This is a genomic window from Pseudomonas sp. VS40 (assembly GCF_018587885.1).
Taxonomy (GTDB): Bacteria; Pseudomonadota; Gammaproteobacteria; order Pseudomonadales; family Pseudomonadaceae; genus Aquipseudomonas; species Aquipseudomonas pergaminensis.
On sequence record NZ_JAGYWD010000012.1, the window covers coordinates 76,338 to 97,774 of the forward strand.

17 protein-coding genes, 1 other RNA gene and 1 pseudogene are annotated in these 21,437 nt (G+C 58.1%); 6 read left to right on the forward strand and 13 right to left on the reverse strand.

Annotated elements, in window-relative coordinates:
* Positions 1-5: 5 nt before the first annotated feature.
* Both KHP07_RS26745 and KHP07_RS26750 read right to left on the reverse strand, forming a co-directional pair.
* On the reverse strand, positions 6-1,163 hold the full coding sequence (locus KHP07_RS26745; RefSeq protein ID WP_214498338.1) for a hypothetical protein: 1,158 nt from the start codon (positions 1,161-1,163) through the stop codon (positions 6-8).
* Positions 1,164-1,184: 21 nt separating this feature from the next.
* Positions 1,185-2,171, reverse strand: coding sequence for an aldo/keto reductase (locus tag KHP07_RS26750; protein WP_214498339.1), 987 nt, complete (start codon positions 2,169-2,171; stop codon positions 1,185-1,187).
* 314 nt (positions 2,172-2,485) lie between these two features.
* Here KHP07_RS26750 and KHP07_RS26755 point away from each other — a divergent pair, with 314 nt between their 5' ends.
* Positions 2,486-2,788: a hypothetical protein gene (locus KHP07_RS26755; RefSeq protein ID WP_177409492.1), complete on the forward strand. Its 303-nt coding sequence runs from the start codon at positions 2,486-2,488 to the stop codon at positions 2,786-2,788.
* Positions 2,789-2,926: 138 nt separating this feature from the next.
* The gene (locus KHP07_RS26760) at positions 2,927-3,499 is read left to right on the forward strand and encodes a TetR/AcrR family transcriptional regulator (RefSeq protein ID WP_214498340.1); all 573 of its coding nucleotides are present in this window, start codon (positions 2,927-2,929) and stop codon (positions 3,497-3,499) included.
* A 433-nt stretch (positions 3,500-3,932) separates the two neighbouring features.
* On the opposite strand, the gene KHP07_RS26765 is transcribed toward KHP07_RS26760, so the two are convergent.
* The 8 genes and pseudogenes from KHP07_RS26765 to KHP07_RS26800 form a co-directional block, all read right to left on the reverse strand.
* Positions 3,933-4,586, reverse strand: a complete 654-nt coding sequence (locus tag KHP07_RS26765) for an RraA family protein (protein WP_099490988.1) — start codon at positions 4,584-4,586, stop codon at positions 3,933-3,935.
* Positions 4,587-4,613: 27 nt separating this feature from the next.
* Complete coding sequence (locus tag KHP07_RS26770; RefSeq protein WP_214498341.1) at positions 4,614-5,669, reverse strand: NAD(P)-dependent oxidoreductase; 1,056 nt, start codon at positions 5,667-5,669, stop codon at positions 4,614-4,616.
* 64 nt (positions 5,670-5,733) lie between these two features.
* On the reverse strand, positions 5,734-8,421 hold the full coding sequence (locus KHP07_RS26775; protein ID WP_214498342.1) for a phosphoenolpyruvate carboxylase: 2,688 nt from the start codon (positions 8,419-8,421) through the stop codon (positions 5,734-5,736).
* A 775-nt stretch (positions 8,422-9,196) separates the two neighbouring features.
* A pseudogene (locus KHP07_RS26780) lies at positions 9,197-10,466 on the reverse strand (integrase domain-containing protein).
* Positions 10,467-10,640: 174 nt separating this feature from the next.
* Positions 10,641-11,037: a transfer-messenger RNA gene (gene ssrA, locus KHP07_RS26785) on the reverse strand.
* Between the two features lie 105 nt (positions 11,038-11,142).
* Positions 11,143-11,421 (reverse strand): PA2433 domain-containing protein, encoded by a 279-nt coding sequence (locus KHP07_RS26790; protein WP_010206635.1) that lies wholly within the window; start codon positions 11,419-11,421, stop codon positions 11,143-11,145.
* Between the two features lie 138 nt (positions 11,422-11,559).
* Positions 11,560-14,370 carry an FAD-binding and (Fe-S)-binding domain-containing protein gene (locus KHP07_RS26795; RefSeq protein ID WP_214498343.1) on the reverse strand — a complete coding sequence of 937 codons (2,811 nt, stop codon included), beginning with the start codon at positions 14,368-14,370 and terminating at the stop codon, positions 11,560-11,562.
* Between the two features lie 69 nt (positions 14,371-14,439).
* On the reverse strand, positions 14,440-16,134 hold the full coding sequence (locus KHP07_RS26800; RefSeq protein ID WP_214498344.1) for a lactate permease LctP family transporter: 1,695 nt from the start codon (positions 16,132-16,134) through the stop codon (positions 14,440-14,442).
* 250 nt (positions 16,135-16,384) lie between these two features.
* Between KHP07_RS26800 and KHP07_RS26805 the strand changes: the two genes are divergently transcribed.
* Positions 16,385-17,152 carry a GntR family transcriptional regulator gene (locus tag KHP07_RS26805; protein ID WP_078050226.1) on the forward strand — a complete coding sequence of 256 codons (768 nt, stop codon included), beginning with the start codon at positions 16,385-16,387 and terminating at the stop codon, positions 17,150-17,152.
* A gap of 36 nt (positions 17,153-17,188) precedes the next feature.
* Here KHP07_RS26805 and smpB read toward each other — a convergent pair whose 3' ends face one another.
* Positions 17,189-17,671: an SsrA-binding protein SmpB gene (smpB, locus tag KHP07_RS26810; RefSeq protein WP_025857098.1), complete on the reverse strand. Its 483-nt coding sequence runs from the start codon at positions 17,669-17,671 to the stop codon at positions 17,189-17,191.
* Positions 17,672-17,839: 168 nt separating this feature from the next.
* On the opposite strand from smpB, the gene KHP07_RS26815 reads away from it, so the two are divergent.
* The gene (locus KHP07_RS26815) at positions 17,840-18,274 is read left to right on the forward strand and encodes a type II toxin-antitoxin system RatA family toxin (protein ID WP_025857099.1); all 435 of its coding nucleotides are present in this window, start codon (positions 17,840-17,842) and stop codon (positions 18,272-18,274) included.
* Positions 18,267-18,566 (forward strand): RnfH family protein, encoded by a 300-nt coding sequence (locus tag KHP07_RS26820; protein WP_078050225.1) that lies wholly within the window; start codon positions 18,267-18,269, stop codon positions 18,564-18,566. Before KHP07_RS26815 ends, KHP07_RS26820 begins: the two co-directional genes overlap by 8 nt.
* A gap of 64 nt (positions 18,567-18,630) precedes the next feature.
* Here KHP07_RS26820 and KHP07_RS26825 read toward each other — a convergent pair whose 3' ends face one another.
* On the reverse strand, positions 18,631-19,158 hold the full coding sequence (locus KHP07_RS26825) for an outer membrane protein assembly factor BamE (protein ID WP_078050224.1): 528 nt from the start codon (positions 19,156-19,158) through the stop codon (positions 18,631-18,633).
* Between the two features lie 98 nt (positions 19,159-19,256).
* On the opposite strand from KHP07_RS26825, the gene fur reads away from it, so the two are divergent.
* On the forward strand, positions 19,257-19,661 hold the full coding sequence (fur, locus tag KHP07_RS26830; RefSeq protein ID WP_003194220.1) for a ferric iron uptake transcriptional regulator: 405 nt from the start codon (positions 19,257-19,259) through the stop codon (positions 19,659-19,661).
* Positions 19,662-19,746: 85 nt separating this feature from the next.
* On the opposite strand, the gene recN is transcribed toward fur, so the two are convergent.
* Positions 19,747-21,420 carry a DNA repair protein RecN gene (gene recN, locus KHP07_RS26835; protein ID WP_214498345.1) on the reverse strand — a complete coding sequence of 558 codons (1,674 nt, stop codon included), beginning with the start codon at positions 21,418-21,420 and terminating at the stop codon, positions 19,747-19,749.
* Between the last annotated feature and the right edge of the window lie 17 nt (positions 21,421-21,437).

A 21,437-nucleotide genomic window follows, 5' to 3' on the forward strand; every position in this document is an offset into this window, starting at 1 on the left:
ATTCCTCAGGAGGTGTGGAGCGCAGCCGGCAGCGACTCCAGGGTCGCCTCGATCTGCGCCTTGAACGCCAGTGCCGTAGCGCGCTCGACTTTCAGCGAACTGAACGCCAGCGCCGCATGCCAGTTGCCATTGAACCTGCCCAGGTGCAGGACGAAGTCGTAGTTGCCGCCGGAGCGGTTAACCAGGGTTGAGAAACCGAGCACAGCCGGCGCGGGGTGAGTCAAGAAGCGGTCGAGCGGCCCGGTATTGGTAAAAGCCAGTGCGGGTCGCGGGCCGTCGTTGGCCGCACTGGCTGGGGGGGCGCCCAGTTGCGCGCGGCCCTCGGCGACCGCCTGCGCATAGCGCTCAATACAGCCGATCACGCCTGCGTTTTGCCGTGCAAAGGCGGTTCTGCGCACATCGATCAGGCAGGCCTTGGTCAACGGATGGCCATGGCTGGCGGGCTCACGCAGTGAATACGCGGTGAACAAGTCGAACGCCGGCACATCCGCGAAGCTCAGATAACTGTGCGCCAGCACCCCACCCCAAATGGCATTGGTGGTGAAGCCAGACCCCGCGCGCAGTTGATCCAGGCGTTCTGTGGCCTGGTGGCTGACCTGCAGCCGGACAAAATCGGCGTAGCTGGCTTTACCTGTCTCAAGGGGTGACCCGCGCCAATGCTTCAGGCGGATATGGAACGCCTGCGACACCCGGCTATCGAGGCTCGCGGGCATCGCACCGAGGTAACCGGCCAGGCTGTTGACCAGCCTGGCGGTGCTGTAGCCGTCGGAGATCGCATGGTTACGCGTCAGCAGAATGTGGGTCTGGTTGATCTCGGCATCGGCAACCACTAACGCGCGCCAGCCCTCTTGATCCCCCAGCAAGCGGTTCAATTCAAGCTTGAGCAACACGTCGGTACGCTGCGACGGTGGCGTCGTGCTGGTCGACGACTGCACGTGATTGTCGACCGGCACAAACCCGTACCGGTCATCACCGACAGGCACAATCTTCTGGTGCAGGAACGGGTACTCCGCCACCAATTGCGCGAACGCTTTGCGGGCCTGCACAGGGCCCACACACCCAGGCACTGTCAGCAACGAGGTCACCTGCGTGTTGCCGTTATGTTGCAAAAAATTCTGGTGAAAGCGCTGTTCCGTTTCGTCGAGCAAGCGGTGCGGTTGCATGGCTGGCCTCCCTGGCAGTGCCTATCGGTCGATGAACTGCATCATTCGCTGCTCGTAACGCTCACCGGCAACCGCCCACTGCCCCAGCAAGGCCTCGATCGCCTGAAGCTGCTCATCGCTGAGTACGCAGTGGTCGGCGGCGACGTTTTCTTCCAGGTAGGCCACTCGTTTGGTGCCGGGGATCACCGCCAGGTGCGGGCTGCGCGTCAGCAGCCAGGCCAGCGCCAGTTGCGCAGGCGTCATCGACCAGGAGGCGGCCAGCGCCAGAATCGACTCGGTCAGAAAGGTATTGGCCGCGAAGTTTTCCTCGCGAAAGCGCGGGTCCTGCTGGCGGAAGTCATTGGCGTCGTAGTGCGTGGCGCTGACGGCCTTGCCGGTCAAAAAACCTCGGCCCAAGGGGCAGAACGCGACGTAGCCGATCCCCAGGTTGTGCAGCAGCGGCAAGATCTCTTGCTCGACATTGCGCTCCCACAACGAGTACTCGCCCTGGACTACAGATATCGGGTGGGTTTTATGGGCGCGTTCGATCGTGCTTGTCCCCACCTCACAGAGGCCCAGGTACTTGACCTTGCCCTGCTCAACCAGGCGCCCCATCGCGCCTACCACCTCTTCGATGGGAATGGTGGGGTCGAGCCGGTGCTGATACAGCACATCGATGTGGTCCGTGCCCAGCCGTTTGAGGGAGGACTCGACGACCTTTTGCAAATTGCTCTGCGAGCTGTCGACGCCAACGATCTGGCCGTCGACGATGCGAAAACCAAACTTGGTGGCGATCACCACCTCTTCACGCCGACCGGCAAACGCGCGCTGCAACAGCCGCTCGTTGGTAAACGGCCCATACGCCTCGGCCGAATCGAAGAAGTCCACGCCCAGCTCCAGCGCACGGTGCAGGGTACCCACCGATTCGTTGTCATCCGTCGCGCCATACCACTGGCTCATGCCCATGCAGCCAAGGCCGATGCGGCCGACACGCAGCCCTTGAGTACCCAATGTGATCTTGGAAACCATGGAATCGCCCTCCTTGTGATACTGATCGTTCTACATAATTTTCAAAAAATCGGTTCTCCGTCAACACAAAACTTCAATAAGTAAAATTTAATTTTCGCCTAAACGCCGAAAGAACGATCCAGAAACCGTCCTAAAAACCTTTGAATAACAGATGCTTGTTCGATAAAAACGACGCTTTATTAATCTCGTCATATAAACCAAATGATTGGATCCAATAACTAGAAATATATTGACACATAAATTTCGGAGGACTAAACACTCGCAACAGAGACATACCAGTCTCTCTTTCCTTTCACGTGATCGAGGACGAACGCATGGGCAAGATGGACTCTTGGATCGGCCATTGGGAACGCAGGGTGCCGACCTTCAAAGCTGAATGCGCCCAAGCGCAAGCGAACTATTTGGAAAGGCTCGACAAACCCCTCAGGACACAGGAACACGTGCTTGAGGACATCATTTCGGTGTGCCAGAAATCGCTGTTCTGGAAGGAAAACGGCTTTCACGTCAGCCACTGCAACGGCCGCATCACCCGCACCAACATCCCGGTCATGACCTACGAAGGGTTCCGCGAAATCCTGGTGCGTGAAGGCCAGCAAAAAGGCGGGATACGGCCGTAGACGGCGGGGATACCGTGAGCTTTACCTGAGTTTTTGCGACATATGGGCGAAACACCGAATGGAGACTGAGATAGACTGATCTATATTGTAATGTTACGGTTTTCGCCCATCCCAACTACTTGAACCTGGAGTTCCGAGTTGTCCGTATCGAAGAAGCAGCATGTCGTCGACACTGCTACCAGCCTGTTTTCCCAGCACGGTTTCCACCCCGTAGGTGTTGACTGGATCATCGAAGCGTCGGGCGTCGCCAGAATGACGATGTACCGTAACTTCAACGGTAAGGAAGACTTGGTCAAAACCGTGTTGACGCAACGCTCGGCGCATCTGATCGAGCAATTGAAAGCGCGCATGGATGAAAAGCCCAGCCTGGAAGAAAAGATCATTTCGATCTTCGATTGGCGCGGGCAGTGGTTCTGCTCCACCAGCTTCGCCGGTTGCCTGTTCGGCCGCGCAGTGGCCGAGTTTCCGGAGCACTCTGACATCCGCGAGATCGCCCTCGACTACAAGCACAAACTGCATGTGCTGGTAGAACACGAGATAGCCCGCCACCACACCCCCGATACAGCGAAGACCCTCGCGACCTACATCATGATGTTGCTCGACGGGGCCACGGTGAATGCCCAGGCCTTCAGCAAAAGCCACTTTGCCGGCGATGCCTGCGATGCGGCGTTGATGTTGCTTCGATTTAACATGGGCAAGCAGATTCGCTGAGCGTTTTAGCGGTGTGCAGCGATGTCTGATAGCTGCATCTCTCTCGCCTACCTTTGTCACACCCTGGATGATCGAGGTGTTCATTTGGGCGCAGGGAGCGCCAGATGTCCTCGGCATAGGCCTTGGTAGCGGAGTCTTTTTTCAGCTCAAACCAAGCAGTTTCGACCGCTATCCAGTCCGCTACAGGATACTACTCGGCTTTCCTCTAGTTCATTCGCATCGCCATCCGTAACTTTGCAAACCGGCGTTGCCTGAGGGGAGCGATACTGACTTTTCCAATTCCTGTTACAGACGTTCTGCGGCCGTGATGTGCTTGAAGCTGTTTGCTTTGCAGAAGATTGTCGCCATTAACCGATGTCTCGCAAAGTGCCGGCGTATAGCTGATAGATTTCGGGTAGCAATCAGACACACTCGCCATCAGTCAACGCTATCGTCAGCTACGTGGGGTTTGTAGTGCGTGGTAACCATAGTCGGCCCGCGCCTGGCGCAAAGGCACTCCCGCCTCGATAGCCGCACGGATATGCTCTTCGGCCTGGTGGATTTCTTCGGCGACCGTCAGCACTTCGCTCAGCGACCCGGCCGGAATCACCACCAGGCCATCGCCATCGCCGCGCAACCAATCATCGGGCTGTACCCGCACGCCGCCCAGCGTCACGGGCGCCTGGATCGCTTCGACACGCACACGATCCTTGCCGGTGCGCATCCAGTTACCTCGGGAAAAGATCGGGTAGTTGAGCTCCAGCGCACGGTCGACATCGCGGCAGATACCGTCAATCACCGTCCCGGCCAACTGATTACGGGCGGCGGTAGAGGTCAGCAAGTCGCCCCACACTGTGGTGTCGAGCCGCGCTTGGTTGTCGATCACCACCACTTGGCCCGCCTCAAGGTCGTCGATGTAATCCCCCACCGAGCCGCCGTCCAGGCCAATAGGACCGTAGCGCAGGGTCCAGGCTTTGCCTGTGAGATTGAACGTGCGATCCAGGGGCATGATGTCGGTGCACTGGCAAACGATTTTCAGGCGGTCCATCGCGTCGCTGAGGTCGGTGCAACTCAGGGCGTTGATACGGGTAAAAATAGAGGTTTGCATGATATGGCCTTCCTTGTGTCCGGTCGGTTAACGCACGATGGCGGCGTTACTGAATGCATGGATCTTGTCGACGATCTGGCGCGATGCCGACCTGATTGCCGTGGTGGTATTGCCGGCAATATGCGGCGTCAATTGCGCGCGGGGAATGCCGGTCAGTGGAGAGTCGAACCGGTCCTTTTCCAGGGCAAAGGTATCGATGGCGACCGCCTTGATATGCTTGGGAAACTGGCGCATGAAGGCTGCCAGTTGCTGTTCGTCAACGATCCCGCCGCGTGCGGTATTGATCAGGATTGAACCTTGGCGCATCTGCCGGAACTCGGCAGTGCCGAACAAACCTCGGGTCAGCGTGGTTAGCGGGACGTGGATCGAAACGATGTGCGCCTCGGCCAGTAACTGCGCCAGGTTTGCTCGTCGTTCAAGCTCAAGGCTGCGCGCCACCGGTTCGGTGAAACGCTCCGACCCGGTGGCGATCACCTTGATGCCCAACACCGTAGCCTTGCGTGCTACCTGCCGGGCAATGCTGCCGGTGCCCACCAGCCCAAGCGTGAGTTCGGCGTATTCGGAGGTAGGTGCCAAGGCGCCTTTTGCCCAATGGCCGTTGTGGGTTTCGGCGTTGTAGTAATCCAAATCGCGAGACAGAAACAGCGCCTGGGCCACGACGTATTCGGCAACAGCGGCCGCGTTGGAGCCCGGCGTGTTGAGTATCGCCACGCCACACTGCTCGCACTCTAGTCGATCAATATGGTTAACCCCGGTGCCTGCCTGGGCAATGGCGCGCAGTGGTGTAGACAGCGCGGGTGAGGTGGCTGCGCGAATCAGGCTAGCGCCGAAGGGGATATTCAGGCGTGTCTTGAATACGCTATAACCCCCGGCCTGATTCACGGCAGCAATAAAGTCAGGCTCGTCGTGGCAGTTAATCTCGGCATACTGAATGCGCGTGGTGTAATGCTGCCGGATGCGGTCCTTGTCCGCGAAATAGTGCAGATTGAGGGTAACGGCCAGGCCCAGGTTAAGGAAGCGATCGACTTCTTCAAACAGCAACGGTGGCCCGGGGGCGTCGAGTATCAGGGTAGTAAACGCCATACAGTTGATCCTCTTGGAGGGTAGCGCCTGCCGATACCCAGGTTGCCCTGGGTATCGGGACTGATCACCAAGTGAAATGTTGGGCGCTGGTGGGATCGACCAGACCTGCATCGGTACTGGCGGCCGCGAGGAACCCGCTGTAGAAATCATTCAGCGACGAAGACTGGATGAACTCGGGATTGCTTTTGGCGTAGATAAGAAACAACCGATAGATTCTCAGGTTCTTTTCCTTGCGGTAGACCTCTGCCTTGAGGCTAGGCCACGGGTTGAGCAAGCTGCTTTCCTTGATTTTCCATGGATCCACCCACTCGGTGCCGGTAATGGCTCTGTACACGAAGCGCTTACCTTCAATCACTTCCAGGTGCAGGCTGGCCAGCAGCTGTTCGGCCGTTCCGACTGCTTCGGTCTTCAAGGCTTCAGCCAGCGCCAGGATGTTGGTCTTCTCCGGGATGCTGCCGGTCAAGGTCAGCCAGGCGCATTTCAGGTCGGTCCGCGCGATGGCATAGGCCATACCTTTGACGTAGGTATGAAAACTCTCATCCTCGTTAAACGCCGTCGACAATTGCGCTGCCGGCTCTCGCGAAAACTGCCCGACGCCGATCAGTTCGCTGTGTAACCCACCGGCCAACAGCGCACGGGTCCAGGGAATCGCACGAATGGCATCTGGCCGGGACTCGAAAACCTTGATGTTAAAGATGCGAGAAGGCGGCCTGGTGCCCTTGGCGGTGGCCCTGACCACATCGAATCGCGCCAAGTCCCGCAGCAGGGAAGGCAGGGCTGGATGCTCGAAGAATGTCGCCTGGTAGCGGCGCACCACCTCAGTCCAGCGTTGAATCCTGCCCGTAACGACCTCCTCGGACGGTTGCGGCTGGGGCTCGGCGTGCATGCGGTACAACTGGCTGAGGAAGTTGACGGACTGGTTGCGGGTCAGCAGATTAGCGCGCATCTCCGCGCACCCGGCCAGCATGAAGCGGGTTTCCGGACCCTCCAGCGCACCGAACTCCTGCAAGGTCTCGGCGATCACTCCGTTACACCGTGCGTGTTCCCCGCCCATGATTACGTGGACAACCACCTCGACACCGTAGCGGGCCGCGATCCGCTTGTGCTGGTTGGCAATCGCCATGTTCAGTTTGTGCATGGCCTTGCCGCCTTGCTTGCCGGTGTCGCTGGGGCCAAACGTGATGTACTGGCGGTTGCCCCGCGTTGCCAGGTGCTGGCGGTACAACGGGTTTTCGTACACCTCATGCACCGTGGCCAGCGTGCGCTCGGCACCTGCCAGGTCTTCGGGTTGCAGGGCGATGTCGATACCGTCCCGCACCTGGGCCGCCTTCATCAGGAACAACACCTCCAGCGCGCTGAGGGCCGAGGTGTATTCGGCGATCCCGTGGATTTTCATGCGGTCGCGATACCGATCGATCATTTCAAACCGCTCGAGCGCATTGCGCGCATCGTGCATGCGGATGTAGCTCGGGTCCTGCTCCATCAGCGCGATGTAATCCTGGCCGGCGTATTGCTGGGCTTTCTTGGTGTAAATCGACGCGGTGCGTTGCAGATAGCCTTGCCACAGGGCAGCGGGAGCCTGGGACTCGTGGCCTTCCAGCGCGACCTCAAGCGCGGCCTGGCGCGCACGCTCATCCAGCTCATGATAGTGCCGGCCCTGGCCCAGGCCGATGGTTTCCAGCCACTGGCTGGAAAGAATCTCATCGACCACGCTGCTGAACATCTCAGCGTTTTCACGAAACTCGATATCCAGGTAGTGAAAGCCAAACGCATGCACCCGCAGCAGCAAGCGGTCAATGGCGGCCGGCTGGGTAAAACGGATGCTGCCCAGTGCTTCGATCAGCTCGGCGGGCTGCTCGAAATGCTCTGGATGATCCTTGCCCAGGCGTGCGCGAATCTCTTCCAGGCGATGCCGTGCGCCGCCGTCCTTGATCAGGCTGTCTATATCAGCGATATAGCGATTGCGCAGCGCGGTTTCCAGCGCCACGACCAGGGTTTCGGTGTGCTGGTTGGTGTCATAGGGGCGGCCATCTTTGTCGCCGTATAACCAGGTAAACAAGGTCAGCCATTTTTCCTGCGGCGCCAGGCCCAGGGCGTGATGCACGTCGGGTAACGCGTCATACACACTGTCGGCGTAAAAAATCTGCGACTCGATATCGGTGCCATTACTGCCCGACCACACGGCGTTGTACAACTCCAGCAGGAGCTGCGCAGTGGCCTGGGGCTTTTTCATGCCACGGTCTTCGACGTGCTGCGCCAGTTTCTGCAAGACCAGCATGACGGAATGCTTGAGCTGGTCGGTCTCTTTGCACAGCAGCCCCAGGCTGATATTTACCCCCGATGGGGCTGCAATCAACTGCGAGTCGAGCGTGAGCAACTGACGGGGCAGGTTGGCTTGCGAAGCGATCTGGGTGGCCACACTCCTAACCGACAATTCGAACAGCAGTTGCTTGATCAGCAACAGTTTCCAGAAAGCCTCGACGTCTTTGCTGGAGCGGGATTCGAAGAACGCCTTGCCCAGAGCCGCCGCCAGTTTCGAATCAGCCTTGTCCAGATACGACAACGTATCGATTTCGGCGTAGATCCTCAGGCAGGCGCGAGTGTGCGGGGTTTGCGAAGCATCATCCATGTTTGCCTTGAGTGCGTGCTCCAATGCTCGCCATAGAACGTCATGCAGTAACGCGGGGTTGGTATGGCCGATTGAGGGGCGAGTTGACGCGTTTTCCAGTATGGAGTTGATCACATGATTCATGGGTTCAAGCCTCGATAATTGTACAAATCCCTTGTTTGCATTGCGCCAAACAGACACAAGCAAAATCATCAATGTCCCAGGCTTAACCCACTGCGTCACAACGAACGGAACTCACCTGTTCGCCGACAGAAAGCCCTTGTCGGTACCGAAAAGCGGCAATAAATTCGAAACAACTCGTTACATCTGTTAGCAATAAAGCACGCCCCCGTTTTCTCGACAAAAGACCTTTTTGGAATAAATGGCATCGAAAAAATGATAGGGAGCTATTCAATATAATTGGATGAAGCTCTAATTTCGAACGCCAATATTTTCTTAAGCTTCTGTTTTTTCGAGGAGAAAAAAGCTGAAAGAAAAAATAGCCAAAAAAGCGTTGGTGGAACGGGGAGGTATTTTCTAGATGAATATGAAAAAAGTTTCACGATGCTAACAGCTGCTCCCCGCTCCCATACGAGAGCCTTATATGATCCAAATAAAACTATCGGAGGTTAAATACGCCAGTTGGCGCTGGAAAGCTCGTCTCGGCGGCTCCCTTGATGGTGATCGACAAGCTATTTCAGCGGTGGGTGATCACGTGCGAAGATCGCAAGTCGTTGTTGACTGATAGATCATTCAAGCGTGAGTCCCTGAGTGTGGGAATGCAGAGCCTTCCCACACTCAGGGACTTTGACTTAGGAGCGCAGGCGTGCGGAAGGTTTTGCGATAGTCGTGAAGCCTGTCCCCATACTGCACCACACGGTTACACGGTTTTTCGCCGGTGCCGCCAGCTCTAGGATGCTCAGCGTATCGGTACGACGTTGAAGTCTCTGGTGTAATTGATCGCGGTTGCCGAAAGGCTGCCGGTGGCCGCCTTCTGGATATGTTCACTCCACCAGGCCATCATCGGACGCCGGCGTTCGATGTAATCCGCCAGGTTGTAGGCGCTTCGAACTTCGTCTTTATCGACATGCGCCAGCGCGACTTCGATTAGCTCCGGATCCCATCCATGCTCATTCAGGATTGTGCTGGCCATGGAGCGCATGCCGTGGCTGACTAAGCGGTCCTGAAAGCCCATTCGTTTCAATGCCATGTTGGCTGTCTGGCTATTCGCGTGGGTGCGCGGATTTCTATCTGACGGGAACACATACCCTGTGGCCGCTATGGGGCTTAAGCGTCTCCAATAACGAGAGTGCATGTTCGGTCAGCGGGATTGTGTGCGGACGACGCTTTTTCATTCGCTCTGGAGGGATGGTCCAGATGCGTTTTTCGAAGTCGATGTCTGCCCATCGGGTAGTCGCCGCTTCGGCAGGGCGGGTCATAGTGTGTAGCTGCCATTCGATCAGGCAGCGGGTCGTCCGCTTGATGCTGGCGTTCGCGATTTCCATCATGAGTTCCGGAAGCTCATCTGGTGGTAGCGCTGCCATGTTCTCTTTCTTGGGTTTCTTGAACACCGCTCGAATGCCGCTGAGAGGGTTGGCAAAGATCATTCCGGAATTGACCCCGTAGGTCATGATCTCGTTAAGGCGCTGGCTCACTCGCTTAACTGTCTCGAGGCTGCCTTTGGCCTCAATCGGACGAAGGAGCTTGATGACTATTGGGGCGCTGACTTCGGAGAGAGGCGTTGATTTCATGCTCGGAAAAACATGCAGTGTGAGGGAGCGCCAAATGTCTTCGGCATACGCCGGCGTGACGGAATCCTTCTTCAGCTCGAACCAGGCGGTGGCCACGTTCTCGAAGGTGTGTTCCGTTTCCGCTCGTTTGGCTTCCTGTAGCTCATTGCGCTGAGCTTTTGGGTCGATGTCCTGTGCAAGCAGCTCTCTGGCCTCAACGGTTTTCTTCCTCGCTTGCGCAAGAGAAACCTCGGGATAAGAGCCGAGTGCCATGTTGATTCGATTTTTGGTGACGGGATGCCGGTAGTTGAAATTCCACTGCATCGAGCGATTGACCCTTACTCGCAGTTGGAGCCCGTCACCATCCGTGAGGACGTAATCCTTGTCTTTCGGTTTGACCGCCTTGAGCTGGCGGTCGGAGAGGCGGGGGGGGTTGAGCGCACATGAGAAGTACTCCATGACACCTTTTGGTATTCCCAATGATTAGTGCCGGGCAGCCGGGAATGCCATTGGGAATACCAAAATGCCTGGAACTCTAGAAACCTCGAAAGCCCGCAATAGCCCTGAAACCCCCGTATTTACTGGATTTCAGGCACAAAAAAAGACGTCCGTGGACGTCTTTAGTTGATCAAATGGTGGAGCCGGGGGGATTTGAACCCCCGTCCGCCAGTACTCCGCTGTCGGTACTACATGCGTAGCCGTTTCTATTAAGTTAACCCTCAGCGACCCGAAGGGCAGGGTGCTTTGGGCGAGTTGTGTAAGTTTTAGCCGCTTCGTCCACAACGTACTGCACGGCGATTCTGTTCTATATGACAATCACTTTGGGTTTACAGACATCCCCTGGTGATTGCTGGACCCGAAGGTACCAGAAGCTCAGGGCTAAGGCTGCTTACGCAGCGAGAGCGAATTCCTGGCCGTAGTTATCGTCATTGGCAACTATAAGAAGTTGCAACAGTGGATTTACGAGTTCTGTTACCAACTCGGCATGCACCTAAAGTTTCGCGACCGGCGTCGAATCCTAAACGGCCCCGTGCTTGTAACTCGTTGTTTCTTGGTGAGTGACAAGCCTGTGCAGTGTACGCCAAACGGTCACGGAAGGCCAACCCGAAGGTGGGGTCTTCCGTGACTGAGCAGCTTATTGGCCGCCTTTTTCGCTATTCTGCAGGTCCTGCAGCGCCTTCGAGGTGATCTCGATGCACTTTTTGTCATCGCCCGCGGCGTGGGCCGCTTTGGCCTGGGAGACGGCAGTGTCGATTTCGCCGCTTTTACCGCTGGTGTCAGTGGCGAGCAGCGCTTTACCGTTGTTGATTTTGTCCAGATTGATCTTGCACAGATCGGGTTCGCCCGCAGCGAACACGGGGGAAGCCAGCATCGCAGCGGTAATGAACAAGCCAGCAAGAGCGGAACGCTTCATAGGGTATCTCCTTGCGCAAAAGGGCTCGACGCTGCTGGCGTTCAACGGCTGCCAGCGACATCACTGATGAGCCTCGATTGTCGAGGCCTATGCAGATGACTACGCCGGCGCGCGAGGGTTCTGTTTTTTTTCGCAGCATTAATGGACGCGGGCTTGGGTGACGCGGTCCACCAGGTACACCAACCCGTGATAATCAATGCCGCCATGCTGGCTCAGGCCGATCTCGCAGGTGCGACTGGTAGAGATGCCTTCGCTGCAATATTGCACTGCATCCTTGAGGGTGCGCAGTGAGTGGGCGTTGAGTTCCGGCGTGGTGAAGCCTTTGTCGCCGGCAAAGCCACAGCAATGAATGCCTTCCGGGATAACTACGTTCTTGGAGCAGCGTCGGGCCAGGTCGATCAGCGCCTGGCTCTCGCCCAGGTGCTGGGTACTGCAGGTGACGTGCACGGCGATCGGCGCCTCCTGGGGCGTAAAGTCGAGGCGGTCCATCAGGTGTGTACGGATAAAACGCACGGGGTCGTACAGATCCAGGCGCGTTTCGCCCAGGTCTTGCACCAGGCGCAGGGTGCAGGGGCTGGTGTCGCAGTAGATCGGGTCCAGCCCGCCACGGCTGGCGTGAAGCAGCGCGCCGATCAACTCCTGGCGTTTGTGCTCGGCCTGTTCGGCATAGCCTTTGGAGGCGAATGGCTGACCACAGCACAGGCTATCCTGATTGTCGGGAGACACGACTTGGTAACCGGCTTTTTCCAAAAGGCTGCGGGTCTTGTCGTACAGCGACATCTGTTCTTTATCACCTGCCGCCGGGCCCATGGCGCGTGAGACGCAGGCGGCCAGGTAGACCACCCGTGGGCGCTCGTCCGTCACGGCCGGGCTGAAGCGAATGGCTTTTTCCGGCTGCGGCATGGCGTTGGTCCACTGTGGAATCTGCCCCTTGGACAGCCTGGTCACGCTAGCCGACAGCTTCGCCAGGCGAGGCGCGCCGAGCAGCATGCGTGCGCCATTGGCCACATGCAGCGTAAAACGCGCGCCTTGTAGTGCGGTGGCGAAATGAGTGGCAAGCCATTCGGCCGTTTTCGTACGGTCGGCATCGCGGCTACGCAGCTTTTTCACCAGGTCGCCGGTATTGATTCCTACAGGGCAGCGCTGGGCGCAAAGTCCGGTGGCGGCGCAGGTGTCGATGCCCTGGTAGTGATACGCGGCTTCCAGCTCAGTGGTGTCGACACCGGCGCGTTTCTTTGCCTGGATGTCGCGCCAGATCACGATGCGCTGGCGCGGGCTCAAGGTAAGGCCTTTCGAGGGGCACACCGGCTCGCAGAAACCGCATTCGATGCACTTATCCACAATCTCGTCGGCGGCGGGCAACGGTTTGAGGTGCTTGAGGTGGATTTGCGGGTCTTCGCTGAGCACCACGTCCGGATTGAGAATACCGTTGGGGTCCAGCAGGCGCTTGAGCTGCCACATCAATTGATAGGCGTCGCTGCCCCATTCCAGTTCCACAAACGGTGCCATATTGCGCCCGGTGCCGTGTTCGGCTTTCAGCGAGCCACCAAACTCCACTGCCACCAATTGCGCCACGTCGTCCATGAACGCTTGGTAGCGCGTAACTTCTTCCGCGCTGTTGAAGCCTTGGGTGAACACGAAGTGCAGATTACCTTCCAGTGCGTGTCCGAAAAGTATCGCTTCGTCGTAGTGATGTTTATCGAACAGTTCGATCAAGCGATTCACGCCGATTGCCAGTTGCTCAACCGGGAAGGTCACGTCCTCAATGATCACGGTGGTGCCGGTCTTGCGCACGGCCCCGACGGCTGGGAAGGTGTCTTTGCGGATTGCCCACAGTCTGGCGTTCTCGGTGGGGTCTTCGGTGAAGTCGACCTGCTTCTCTACCGGAAATGGGGCCAGTGAGGCCATGATCAGCACCAGTTGCTCGTGCAGCAAGGACGACGACGCCGCACGGGATTCGATCAACAGGGCGCAGGCATTTTCCGATAGTTGCTGTACGAAAGCGGGCATGCCCGGCTTGTCCTGTACCGAGCGCATGCTGCGCCGGTCCAGCAGTTCGACGGCTGAGACCGGTTGGGTTTTGAGGACGGTGACTGCGTTGCAGCAGGTTTCGACATCCGGAAACACAATCAATGCCGACGCTTTGTTCGGGTGATCGATCACGGTGTCGTAGGTGACGGCGCTGATAAACCCAAGGGTGCCCTCGGAGCCCACCAGCAGATGACTGAGAATATCCAGCGGCTCATCGAAATCCACCAGGGCATTGAGTGATAGCCCGGTGGTATTTTTAAGACGGTATTTGTGGCGAATTTTTGCCGCCAATTCAGTGTTGGCGCGGGTCTCACGACCCAGTGTCGCCAGGCGTTCAAGCAGCGTCCCGTGCTGTTCACGAAACGCCGTCACACTGGCTGCGTCTTCGGTATCCAGGCGGCTGCCGTCAGCCAATACCAGGCGTATCCCGGCCAGTGTGTGGTAGGTGTTCTGCGCGGTACCGCAGCACATGCCGCTGGCATTGTTGGCGACGATACCACCGATTTTGCAGGCATTGATCGACGCCGGGTCCGGTCCGATCTTGCGCCCGAATGGCGCCAGCCACGCATTCGCCTGAGCGCCAATGACACCGGGCTGCAGGCGGATTTGGGTGCCCTGCCCACGGATTTCGCGGCCATTCCAGTTGTCGCCCAGGACGATCAGGACCGAGTCACTGATGGCTTGCCCGGACAGGCTGGTGCCGGCGGCGCGAAAGGTGACCGGTACATGGTCACGTTGAGCCAGTTGCAGCAATGCAACGACTTCGTCTTCCGACTCCACGCGGATCACCAACTGTGGGATCAGCCGGTAAAAGCTGGCGTCGGTGCCGAAAGCGAGGGTGGAAAGCGGATCGTCGAAACGCCGATTTTTCGGGATCAGTTGTGCGATGTCGCTTATGAAAGCAGCAGGCAGGCTCATCGGTCCTCCAGAAATAGCTGACGCCGGAATCGTATCCGGCGTCGATTCTTACCCTATTGCGTGCAGGTCTTAGTGCACCAGCATACCGGTGAACCAGTAGGCCTGGGCGAGGGTGATCAGCCCGACGATCGTGGCAAAGAACAGGCTGTGCTTGAGGGTAAAGCGGAACAGGTCGGATTCCTTGCCTACCAGGCCGGTGGCGGCGCAGGCCACGGCGATGGATTGTGGCGAGATCATTTTGCCGGTGACGCCACCGCTGGTATTCGCCGCAACCAGTAAGGTGTCGTTGACGCCGATCTGGTGCGCGGTGGTGGCTTGCAGCGAGCTGAACAGGGCATTGGACGATGTATCAGAGCCTGTCAGGAAAACCCCCAGCCAACCGAGGAACGGCGAGAAGAATGGGAAGGCTGCACCGGTGCCGGCCAATACCAACGCCATGGTCGAAGACATGCCGGAGTAATTGGTGACAAACGCGAAGGCCAGCACCATACCGATGGAAAGGATCGGCCAGCGCAGCTCGTAGAATGTCTCTTTTAAAGTGGTAAGACCAGTTTTGATGTCAATCTTCAGCACCAGCATTGAGATCAGCGCAGAGAAAAAGATAGCGGTGCCGGTTGCTGAGATCGGGTCCAGTTTGAACACGGCCGGGATTGCCGTGGGGTTGGTCACGATCGGTGCGACCTTGATCACCAGTTGGTCCAGGTGCGGGATGGCGAAGTTGAACACCCAGCTGTACATCGAGCCACCCGCGGCGAACATCGCCTTGAACGGCTTGAGGGTCCAGAGGGTGACCAGCACGGTGAGAATCAGGAACGGCGACCAGGCCTTGAAAATCTGCACCAGGCTGTAGGGCGAGACAATTGTGTTGCGTGGCAGGCCAAAACCACCGGCACTGGCGGTGACAGCTGCGCTGGAAGTGGCGCCGGCAATCTGTGCGCCTGCGGTGCGCTTGGGTTGCCAGACTTTCAGGAACAGGGTCAGGGAGATCAGGCTGGCCAGGGCCGAGGTGATGTCCGGCAGTTCCGGGCCGATGAAGTTGGAGGTGAAGTATTGGGTGATGGCAAAGCTCAAGCCCGCGACCAGCGCAGCCGGCCAGGTTTCACGCACGCCGCGCAGGCCGTCCATCATGAATACCAGCCAGAACGGAACGAATAGCGACAGCAGGGGCAGTTGGCGACCGGTCATAGCGCCGATCTTGAATGCGTCGATGCCGGTGACTTGCCCGGCAACGATGATCGGGATGCCCAGGGCGCCGAATGCGACAGGCGCGGTGTTGGCGATCAGGCACAGGCCGGCAGCGTACAGCGGGTTGAAGCCAAGGCCGACCAACAGCGCGGCGGTGATCGCCACGGGAGCACCGAAACCGGCCGCACCCTCCAGGAAGGCGCCGAAGCAGAAGCCGATCAGCAGCACTTGCAAGCGCTGGTCGTCGGTGATCGACAGCACCGAGCTGCGGATGATCTCGAACTGACCGCTTTTGACCGTGAGTTTGTAGAGGAACACCGCAGCGACAATGATCCACGCGATCGGCCATAGACCGTAGGCAAAGCCATAGCCGGCGGCAGCCAGTGCCATGTCTACTGGCATCTGGAAGGCAAAGATTGCCACCAGGATCGACAGCACGAGGGTGATGCTGCCCGCCACGTGGCCTTTGAGGCGAAACACGGCCAGGGCCAGGAAGAAGAATACGATCGGAATGACGGCCGCCAATGCGGACAGGCCGAGGCTGCCGAGCGGGCTGTAGAGCTGTTGCCAGGTTTGCATATGGGGTGGCCCCTGATTGTTGTTGTTTGGTCAGCTTGGATAATTGGTAATACCAATTTACAATTGCTGTTGGCTAGAGTAAAAGCCTTGGCAGGGGTGTGTCAATTTGCCGCCCGAGAAACTTTGGTCTTAGGTGTGCGGGAGAAATGGCTGATCAGTTGGAATGAGGGCGTTCTGATAGGTGCTGCATTGGCTGCGATAGGCGAGAATAGAGGGCCCGGCGGGTGGTCGGGATGGTGGAGAGTGAGTTATGGCATTTGATCAGGTGCGTCAGCGCCGTTTGTCTGACGATATCGTCGAGCAGCTTGAGGGCATGATCCTTGAGGGCACGCTGAAGTCAGGTGAGCGCTTGCCGGCTGAGCGCGCTTTGGCTGAGCAATTTGGTGTGTCGCGTCCTTCTTTGCGTGAAGCGATCCAGAAATTGGCGGCCAAAGGTTTGCTCGTCAGTCGTCAGGGTGGTGGTAACTACGTGGCGGAGTCTCTCGGTTCCACCTTCAGTGATCCGCTGCTGCATCTGCTGGAGAACAATCCCGAGGCTCAGCGTGATCTGCTGGAATTTCGTCAGACCCTGGAAGCTTCTTGTGCCTATTACGCAGCATTGCGCGCCACCGAAGTCGATCGCGAGCGGCTTACGACAGCGTTCGAAGCGTTACAGGATTGCTACACCCGCTCTGATGAAGTGAGTCGAGCGGAAGAGGGCGCGGCGGACGCGCGGTTTCACTTGGCAATTGCCGAGGCCAGCCACAATGCTGTGCTGCTGCACACCATTCGCGGCCTGTTCGACCTGCTGAAACGCAACGTGGTCACCAACATTGGTGGCATGTACCAGCAGCGCACGGAAACCCGCGACATGCTGATCAATCAGCACCGGGATCTGTACCTGGCGATTATCGAGGGGCGCGCCGAGCAGGCACGGGAAGTCTCAACACGTCACCTGCTGTATGTGCAGGAAGTGTTGGAAGAAGTGCGTCAGGAAGTTCAGCGTGTGGCGCGTGCGGAACGGCGCAAGGGGATGTAGCCGAGGGAAGCTCCCGCGGCTGCATCACTGCAAGGATCAGTCTTCCTTGCCCTTGTTGCGCACGGCGCGATGCAGCTCACGGTTGGAATCGCGCTCGCGCTCGGTATCACGCTTGTCGTATTCCTTCTTGCCCTTGCCCAAGGCGATCTCGCACTTGACCAGGTGCTTGCTCCAGTACCAGGACAGGCACACACAGGCGTAGCCTTTCTGCTGTACCGCAGCGGCGAGCTTGTCGATTTCACGCGCATTGAGCAACAGCTTGCGCGTGCGCACCGGGTCGGCAATCACGTGGGTGCTCGCGGTGGTCAGCGGGGTGATATGACTGCCGAGCAGCCATGCCTCGCCATCCTTGAGCAGCACATAGCTGTCGACCAGCTGCAGCTTGCTGGCACGCAGACTCTTTACTTCCCAGCCGGCCAGGACCAGACCAGCCTCGAACCGATGTTCGATGAAGTAATCGTGTCGCGCCTTTTTATTTTGCGCGATGGTCCCTGTGGGGTGTTTCTTTTGTTTAGCCATAGGGGCGGCATTATAGGGAGTTGCGAGCGTGTCGGCTACGGTCAACCTGCGTGCTTGAGCGTGTTGGACGAATCCCGGACAATGCGGGCAGTTCTCTGGTTTTTTTCTTTCGCGGATTGGGCTGTTCTTTCGCGATGTTTGCCGCTCAGCTGTGGAAATAACGCACACATGACGACGCATATTCAACGTTCAGCGCTGTTGCCCTATCCGGCACAGGCGCTCTATGACCTGGTCAACGACGTGGCGCGTTACCCGGAATTCCTGCCGTGGTGCTCAACGGCCGAGGTGCTGGAAAGCGGTGATGAGCACATGGTTGCCAGTGTTGGGGTCGCGAAAGGCGGCCTTAGCCAGCACTTTGTTACGCGCAATGTGCTGGTGCCTGGGAAATCCATTGAAATGAATTTGCAGGAAGGGCCGTTTACTCAGCTGCATGGCGTGTGGGTATTCAAGGCGCTGACAGACAAGGCCTGCAAAATCAGCTTGGATCTTTCCTTCGATTACGCCGGGCCTATCGTGCGAGCAACCTTGGGCCCTTTGTTCAACCAAGCCGCCAATACGTTGGTGGACGCGTTTTGCCAGCGAGCCAAGCAACTGCATGGTTGAGATTGAGGTGGTGTATGCCGCTGTGGATCGTCAGGTGTTGCTGGCGGTGACGGTGCCGGCGGGCATGAATCTGCGTGCTGCGGTGCAGGCGTCGGGTATTGCAGTGCAGTTTCCCGAGCTGGATCTGGCTGATTGCCCTTTGGGTATATTCGGCAAAGTGGTAGCGGATGCTGAGGTGCGTGCCGTGCAGGCAGGTGATCGTATTGAGATCTACCGGCCGTTGCTGGCGGACCCAAAAGAGGTACGCCGACTGCGCGCGGCCAAGGCGGCCCTGGCCAAGCAGAATTCCTAGGCTCACCAAATGGCAGGCAACAAAAAAGCCCGGCATGCCGGGCTTTTTGCTGAGCGCCGCAATATTACTGCGGGCTGGTGTCCAGAGGTTGTGGCGTCGGGACGGGAACCGTTTCCACGCCGTCGACGTCCTTCTGGATCTTGTCGAGCAGTGAGCCTGGCTTGGCCGGTACTTCGGACTTCGGCTTTTCACCTTCCTGCGCAGGGGCAGTCACGTTGGTGCCGTTATCCTTGCCGAGCAGGGCTTCATCGCGGCTCACGCCGGGCATGAAGTCGCCGGACAGGCTGACAAGCTGGTCATTGCCATTGAAGACGACACTGACGCGCTCCTGCTGGCGTTCACCGCCACCAGGTTGCAGGCTGTAGAGATAATCCCAGCGATCGGCATGGAAAGTGTCGGTCAGCAGGGGGTTACCCATGATAAACCGTACTTGCCGTCGGGTCATTCCGGGGCGTAACTGGTCTATCATGTCCTGCGTGACGACATTGCCCTGCTGGATGTCGATTTTGTAAACCCCGGGGAATGAACAACCGGCGAGTGCGAGCAGTCCCACAAAGGTGAAACTGGTTAGCAAGAGCTTGGTGTTTTGCATCGGTGGGCGACTTCCACTATCTTGGCTGGGACAACGTAAACGCCGATCATACCCGTATTAAGAGAAGCTGCGAAGCAGCATCCGCGAGAAAGCTAACCATGGTTGAAAATAGCGAACTACGCAAAGCCGGTCTTAAAGTGACTCTGCCACGAGTCAAGATTCTACAAATGCTCGATTCTGCTGAGCAGCGCCACATGAGTGCCGAGGATGTCTACAAGGCGCTGATGGAGTCTAACGAGGACGTTGGCCTGGCCACGGTTTACCGTGTGCTGACCCAGTTTGAAGCCGCAGGGCTGGTGGTTCGTCATAATTTCGACGGCGGTCATGCGGTGTTCGAATTGGCTGATGGTGGTCATCACGATCACATGGTTGACCTGGATACCAATGAGGTAATCGAGTTCACCAGCCCAGAGATCGAAGCGCTGCAGCACAAGATTGCTGAGGAGCATGGCTTCGATTTGGTTGATCACAATCTTGTGTTGTACATCCGTAAGAAAAAGTAAAAATCGAAGCAGATTCGCTCTGCAAAACGATTGAAGGCGACCCTAGGGTCGCCTTCGTGCTTTTTATAAGGAGAAAATCGTCAGCTCAAGCTCTCGCTGCCACCACCATTTTCTTCGCGTGCGCCAAGGACTCCTTGGTCAGATCAATGCCGCCGAGCATGCGTGCCACTTCTTCCACCCGTTCCGACTTATTCAGCTTGGACACGGCTGTGTGCGTTGCATCGCTGCCGCGTACCTTGTGCACGAACAGGTGTTGGTGACCCTGCGCTGCCACTTGCGGCAAGTGGGTGACCGTCAGCACCTGGCCCCGATCCCCGAGACGTCGCAACAATTGGCCAACAATCTCCGCCGTTGGCCCGCCGATCCCTACGTCGACTTCGTCGAATACCAGCGTCGGTACCCGAGAGGTTTGCGCCGTTATCACCTGGATCGCCAGGCTGATCCGCGACAGCTCGCCGCCGGATGCCACTTTGGCCAGGGCCTTGAGCGGCTGCCCGGGGTTGGCGCTGACCAGTAGTTCGACCTGCTCCAAACCGTGGGGCTGCAGTTCGTTGCTGGCGTTGGCGCGCAATTCAATGGTGAAGCGCCCGCCAGGCATGCCCAGGCGTTGGATTTCCACCTCCACCGCGCTGGCCAGGCTCGTCGCAGCTTGCTGGCGCAGGTCGCTGAGTTCGCGTGCCTTCTCCTTATAGTGGCGGGCGAAGGAGGCAAGTTCTTCACCCAGGCGCTCGATGGATTCGTCATTGGCGTTAAGGGTCTCGATTTCATCCAGCAGTTTTTGCTGCATCGTTGCCACTTCGGTGGGCTGGATTCGATGTTTGCGCGCCAGGGTATAGATGGTGTCCAGGCGTTCTTCTATTTCCTGCAGGCGTGCCGGGTCTGCATCGAAGTGATCCAGGAAGCGGTTCAGTTCGCCGACGGCCTCTTCTACTTGGATCTGTGCACTGGTGAGTAGGGTGGTGGCCTCGCTCAGGGAGCCGGAGGCGTTGTTCACACTGGACAGGCGATTAAGGCTCGCCGTCAGCGCATTGAGTACGTTGCCGGAGTCGCTCTCGCTGCATTGCTCTACCACTTGGCGGCAGATACCCAGCAGGGTTTCCGCGTTGGTGAGATTCTTGTGTTCCTGCTCGAGTTGCTCCAGTTCGGTTTCGCCCAGGCCCAGGCTTTCCAGCTCCTCGAGTTGATAGCTGAGCAGTTGATGGCGAGCACGTTGCTCGTCACCGGAGTTGGAGAGTCGTTCCAGTTCCTGCCGCGTCTGGCGCCAGCGTTGAGCGGCAAGTTGCACCTGGCGGGCGAGGTCTGTCGCGCCCGCGTATTCGTCGAGCAGGCGGCGATGAGTGTCGGTTTTCAGCAGGGACTGGTGTTCATGCTGGCTGTGGATATCTATCAGCAGTTCGCCAAGGGCCTTCAGGTCGCCCAGTGGGCAGGGCGTACCGTTGATGTAGCCGCGCGAGCGACCTTCTGCCGTGATGACTCGGCGCAGGATGCACGGGCCGTCATTATTAAGGTCGCGCTCTGCCAGCCAGGCCTCTGCCTCGGGAATATCCGCGAGGTCGAAGGTGGCCAGGATATCGGCCTTGTCCGCACCGGGGCGTACCACGCCGCTGTCAGCGCGATCCCCGAGCGTCAGGCCCAGGGCGTCGAGCATGATCGACTTGCCGGCGCCGGTTTCGCCTGTGATTACGCTCATCCCGCGATCCAGTTCGAGATCCAGGTGTTCAACGATGGCGTAGTTATGTACGGACAGGTGCACGAGCATGACGGCCGCTCCCAGGC

Excerpts from the sequence above, each read along its gene's own strand:
- KHP07_RS26800 (WP_214498344.1), bottom strand. The coding sequence starts at position 16,134 with ATGCAAACCTGGCAACAGCTCTACAGCCCGCTCGGCAGCCTCGGCCTG.
- KHP07_RS26755 (WP_177409492.1), top strand. The coding sequence starts at position 2,486 with ATGGGCAAGATGGACTCTTGGATCGGCCATTGGGAACGCAGGGTGCCG.
- smpB (WP_025857098.1), bottom strand. The coding sequence starts at position 17,671 with ATGGCTAAACAAAAGAAACACCCCACAGGGACCATCGCGCAAAATAAA.
- KHP07_RS26765 (WP_099490988.1), bottom strand. The coding sequence starts at position 4,586 with ATGCAAACCTCTATTTTTACCCGTATCAACGCCCTGAGTTGCACCGAC.
- KHP07_RS26820 (WP_078050225.1), top strand. The coding sequence starts at position 18,267 with ATGGTTGAGATTGAGGTGGTGTATGCCGCTGTGGATCGTCAGGTGTTG.
- KHP07_RS26815 (WP_025857099.1), top strand. The coding sequence starts at position 17,840 with ATGACGACGCATATTCAACGTTCAGCGCTGTTGCCCTATCCGGCACAG.
- KHP07_RS26825 (WP_078050224.1), bottom strand. The coding sequence starts at position 19,158 with ATGCAAAACACCAAGCTCTTGCTAACCAGTTTCACCTTTGTGGGACTG.
- KHP07_RS26795 (WP_214498343.1), bottom strand. The coding sequence starts at position 14,370 with ATGAGCCTGCCTGCTGCTTTCATAAGCGACATCGCACAACTGATCCCG.
- fur (WP_003194220.1), top strand. The coding sequence starts at position 19,257 with ATGGTTGAAAATAGCGAACTACGCAAAGCCGGTCTTAAAGTGACTCTG.
- KHP07_RS26745 (WP_214498338.1), bottom strand. The coding sequence starts at position 1,163 with ATGCAACCGCACCGCTTGCTCGACGAAACGGAACAGCGCTTTCACCAG.
- KHP07_RS26775 (WP_214498342.1), bottom strand. The coding sequence starts at position 8,421 with ATGAATCATGTGATCAACTCCATACTGGAAAACGCGTCAACTCGCCCC.
- recN (WP_214498345.1), bottom strand. The coding sequence starts at position 21,420 with ATGCTCGTGCACCTGTCCGTACATAACTACGCCATCGTTGAACACCTG.
- KHP07_RS26790 (WP_010206635.1), bottom strand. The coding sequence starts at position 11,421 with ATGAAGCGTTCCGCTCTTGCTGGCTTGTTCATTACCGCTGCGATGCTG.
- KHP07_RS26750 (WP_214498339.1), bottom strand. The coding sequence starts at position 2,171 with ATGGTTTCCAAGATCACATTGGGTACTCAAGGGCTGCGTGTCGGCCGC.
- KHP07_RS26770 (WP_214498341.1), bottom strand. The coding sequence starts at position 5,669 with ATGGCGTTTACTACCCTGATACTCGACGCCCCCGGGCCACCGTTGCTG.
- KHP07_RS26805 (WP_078050226.1), top strand. The coding sequence starts at position 16,385 with ATGGCATTTGATCAGGTGCGTCAGCGCCGTTTGTCTGACGATATCGTC.